Genomic DNA, 4,090 nt, shown 5'->3' with positions numbered 1-4,090 from the left:
AACACCGCCGCCGCCGGCACGACCAGCACCACCGGAGCCGTACCCGCGGCACCCCACCCGAGCCAGAGGCCGCCGGCCGTCACGGCCGCCACCGCCCACAGCACCGAGCCGCACGCGAGGACCGACCGCACCACCGGCGCCCGCGACAGGGCGGCCGCACCCGCGCACAGCAGGGCCAGAACCCCGGACACCAGCAGGGTCGCGGGCCCGGCCGCCAGCGCCAGCGCACCCGCGCTCACCGCTCCCACGAGCGCGCAGACCAGCCCGCTCAGCCCGGCGCTGTCGGGCCCCCGCCGGACGGTCACCGCCAGCAGGCCGGCCACCAGCGACAACTCCACCCCCACGGCCACCGCGTACGGCACGTCCGCCACGGCGAGCAGGGCCAGCGCGGCCGCCCAGAGCAGCCCCAGCGCGCCGGCTCCCGCCGCCCCGCGCCACGCATCGCCCGCCACCACCGGCGTGCCGCCAAACCGCGGCAGACCCGCGTACAGCGCGCCCAGCAGCCCCGCCACCACGGCGAGGACCACCGGCGAGGCCGCGGAGCCCACCCACGGCCCCGACGCCCCCAGCGCGTCCCGGAACCCGTCAGGCGATCCCGCCCACACCCGCCCCACCAGGGAGAACGGTCCCAGCAACACGGCCGCCACCACCGGCAGGGCCCACAGTGCCGCGCCCGCCACGACGACCGCCGACGCCGCCGTGACTCCCCTGGCCACCGGCCGCGGGACCCGCGGCAGCACCACCGCGGACAGCGCCGCACCGCACAGCAGGTACACCACGACCGACCAGTCCCACGCGAGCCCCGCACGCACCACACCGCCCACGGCCGCGACGGCCGCCAGACCGCCCACGGCCCCCGCGACGAAGGCGCCCTCCCCGGTCGCGCGCCACGCCCCGGCCACCGCCACCAGCGCGCACGCCAGAAGCAGCACCCCCGGGCCCAGGGACGCGAGCGGCCCCTCCGCCGACAGGGACAGCCCCAGACCCACCAGCAGCGCGAACAGCCCCGTCGACGACGCCCCCACCCAGGCGGTGACCCGTACCGCGAACCCACGACCCCGCAAGCCCACGGCCACGTCCGCGGCTGCCGTCACCAGCAGCGCCCAGCCGTGGACCGACGGGGAAGCCCCCTCGGCCCAGGCCCCCAGGACCAGCGGCAGCTGGCCGGCCGCCACGGCGGCGGGCAGCGCCAGTCGCAACCGGCCCAGGACCAGCCCGTACACCGTCCACACCGCGGCGAGCACGGCCGCGGCGACGGCCGCGAAGAGGAGCCCGTCCGTGCCGGGCGCCGCCACGGCGTGCACGGCGTACGCGTCCAGGACCGTCAGCACGAGTGCCAGCGCGGCCAGTGCCTCGGCGGTCGCGGACAGCCCGCGGCGCAGCAGCGCGGCGGGTGCCAGCAGCGCACCGGCCGTCACCGCCGCCAGCACCGCCGAGCGCCCCGCGATGCCCATCTCGCCCCAGCTGAACAGGGTGAAGGCGATCGCGGCGACCGCCAGCAGAAGTCCGCCGAGCACCAGCAGCACGTTCCGGGCGCCGGGCGCCGGAGCGGCGGGAGCCGCCGGAGGCGGGGAGAACCCGGTGGGCGCAGGAGGGCCGGGAGGCCCGGCCGGCTGCCGCAGCACGGCCAGGAGCCAGGCACGGCGGTTCAGCAGCTGCAGCCGGCGGGCGTCCAGCCGGACGAGTTCACGGTCGAGGAGCGCCAATTCCTCGGCGGGTGGCGGCACATGTTCCATGTACGGGAGTGTCGCGCCGCCCACAGTCTCGTACATGCGCTCGGATACTCAGTTCGTCCGCTGAGTAGGCCCGCCCGCACACTGGGACGATGGACTGGAGTCACTACCGCTTCACTAGCGTCTGGGATCTCGGTGCCCCGCCCGGCACCGTGTACGGCGTCCTGGAACGCCCCGAGGACTACCCCCGCTGGTGGCCGCAGGTCCGTGAGGTCGGTCCGGTCGACGGCACCGCCACCACGGCACGCTTTCGCTCCGCGCTTCCGTACGACCTCTTCGTGACCCTCCGCCAGCGGCGCACGGACCCGGTCGCACGGATCCTCGAAGCCGGGATGAGCGGTGACCTCGAGGGCTGGGCGCGCTGGACCGTCACCCCGCACGAGGGTGGGAGCAGGGTGCTGTACGAGCAGGAGGTCGAGGTCCGCACGGCGCTGTTGCGCCGGTTCGCCGTGCCCGGGCGCCTCCTCTTCCGCGTCAACCACGGGTGGATGATGCGCGCCGGACGCCGGGGACTGGCGGCCTGGCTCGAAGCGGTTTGAACGCAGGCCGCCGGGCCCTGTATGGTTCAACCCGTTCCCGGGCGATTAGCTCAGTGGGAGAGCGCTTCGTTCACACCGAAGAGGTCACTGGTTCGAAACCAGTATCGCCCACCCTGGAAAAGCCGGTCCGTCAGCACCACCGACGGACCGGCTCATCCGTACCCGGGCCCGCGCCCGCCCGGCCCGCCCCGTCAGGCGGCCGCGGCCGGAAGCTCCGGACGCAGCGGCCACGCCGGGTCCACCACCTCCGGCGTGCCGCTCTTCTCGAACCACGCCTGCAGCCCGCGCGCCTGTGCCGCGTGCCACCCGGCCTGCAGCGCGTGCAGCTCCGCCGGGGTCAGCCTCTCCAGCCGGGTGGCGAAGCGCCGGCCCACCGCGCGCACCAGTTCCAGCGACGCCGCCGCGTCGGCCGCCGCGTCGTGCGCCCCGTCCAGCACCACCCCGTACAGCTCGCACAGGTCCGCCAGCGTGCGGCGCCCTTTGCGGTACCGGTCCAGATGCTTGTCCAGGACCCGGGGGTCCAGCACGCACAGCGGGGCGTTCCCCAGGTACCCCGCCAGCGACGACGCCCGGTGCCGCCTCAGCTCGCGGTCCAGCAGCGTCAGGTCGAACGGCGCGTTCATCACGACGAGCGGCCGTCCCGCCGCGCACTGCTCGGCCAGCGCACGCGCCATCTCCTCCATCACGGGGGCCGGCCACCGCCCGTTGTGCTGGAGGTGCTCGTCCGTCAGGCCGTGGATCTCGGTCGCGCCGGCGGGCACGGGTACCCCCGGATTGACCAGCCAGCGGGTCACGCGGGGACGCCCGCCCGCCATGTCCTGGACGACGAGAGCGGCCGAAACGATCCGGTCCTCCTCGACGTCCACGCCCGTCGTCTCGGTGTCAAAAGCGGCCAGTGGGCCCTCGAACCAGTGCATCATCCCCGAACTCCTCGCACCCGCTTGGCAGATGGCGGGTTTCCCCTGCCCGCTTCGGTGATACCCGGGCCCTTTGCCTGATACGCCGTTTGCGGACCGTCCACTGCGGTGACAACACAGATGACGGGCAAGGAACTTGACCGGTCCGTCAGCGGAGACCGGGCGACCGGTCGGCACAGCCCGGAAGGCACACGGAGCCATGGCGCTCGCGCAGCCGAACCCGACAGGCCCCGCCCGCGCCGAGGAGTACGGGGCGCAACCACCGCCGCGAACACCCGTGCCACCCCTGCGCGGCACGCTCGCCACCACCGCCTGCATGGAGACCTTGCAGGTGGGCTACCTGCACGCGGTGGCCGCCGCCGCGGGATGCTCCCTGTCGCAGCCCTTTCCCGACAACGGCATCGACTGGCACGTCAGCCACGGTGCCCCCGGCCACACCGTCGACGACGAGGTGACCGTCAAGGTGCAGCTCAAGTGCACCTACCAGATCGCCCCGCACCCACCGGGCGCCGCGTTCTCCTTCACCCTCGACAACGCCCACCTGGTGAAACTCGCGCGCACGCCCGTGTCGGTGCACAAGATCCTCGTCGTGATGCTCGTGCCCCGGAGCCAGGACGACTGGCTGCGGGCCGGACACGACCGGCTCGACCTGCGTCACTGCTGCTACTGGACCAACCTGGCCGGCCATGCGGTGACGGGCCGTCACAGGACCACCGTGCGGGTCCCGACTTCCCGGATCTTCGACGACCGGGCACTCTGCGAGATCATGGCCCGGGTCGGGGCCGGAGGGAGACCCTGATGCACCGGTCGACGGACGAGCCCGGCGGTGCGGCCCCCGCGGGCCCCCGCGCACAGCCCCACGCACCCGAAGGACCGGCCCCCGGGCCCGACCCGGCACGCG

Annotated in this window: 4 protein-coding genes and 1 tRNA gene; 3 read left to right on the top strand and 2 right to left on the bottom strand. The window is 74.7% G+C overall.

Annotation, left to right across the window (positions count from 1 at the left end; translation table 11 throughout):
• Positions 1-1,772 (bottom strand): hypothetical protein (locus ABZ371_RS29850; RefSeq protein ID WP_358685427.1); only part of this gene is annotated, 1,772 nt, incomplete at its 3' end.
• A 53-nt stretch (positions 1,773-1,825) separates the two neighbouring features.
• On the opposite strand from ABZ371_RS29850, the gene ABZ371_RS29845 reads away from it, so the two are divergent.
• Positions 1,826-2,272 carry an SRPBCC family protein gene (locus ABZ371_RS29845; RefSeq protein ID WP_358685424.1) on the top strand — a complete coding sequence of 149 codons (447 nt, stop codon included), beginning with the start codon at positions 1,826-1,828 and terminating at the stop codon, positions 2,270-2,272.
• Between the two features lie 39 nt (positions 2,273-2,311).
• Positions 2,312-2,383, top strand: a tRNA-Val gene (locus ABZ371_RS29840).
• 80 nt (positions 2,384-2,463) lie between these two features.
• Here ABZ371_RS29840 and ABZ371_RS29835 read toward each other — a convergent pair.
• Positions 2,464-3,192, bottom strand: coding sequence for a 3'-5' exonuclease (locus tag ABZ371_RS29835; RefSeq protein WP_358685422.1), 729 nt, complete (start codon positions 3,190-3,192; stop codon positions 2,464-2,466).
• Between the two features lie 196 nt (positions 3,193-3,388).
• Here ABZ371_RS29835 and ABZ371_RS29830 point away from each other — a divergent pair, with 196 nt between their 5' ends.
• Positions 3,389-3,988: a DUF4365 domain-containing protein gene (locus ABZ371_RS29830; RefSeq protein ID WP_358685420.1), complete on the top strand. Its 600-nt coding sequence runs from the start codon at positions 3,389-3,391 to the stop codon at positions 3,986-3,988.
• Positions 3,989-4,090 lie beyond the last annotated feature (102 nt).

This window comes from Streptomyces sp. NPDC005899, assembly GCF_040629645.1.
In the GTDB taxonomy this organism is placed as follows: Bacteria; Actinomycetota; Actinomycetes; order Streptomycetales; family Streptomycetaceae; genus Streptomyces.
This window is presented reverse-complemented; position numbering and strand designations above follow the sequence as displayed.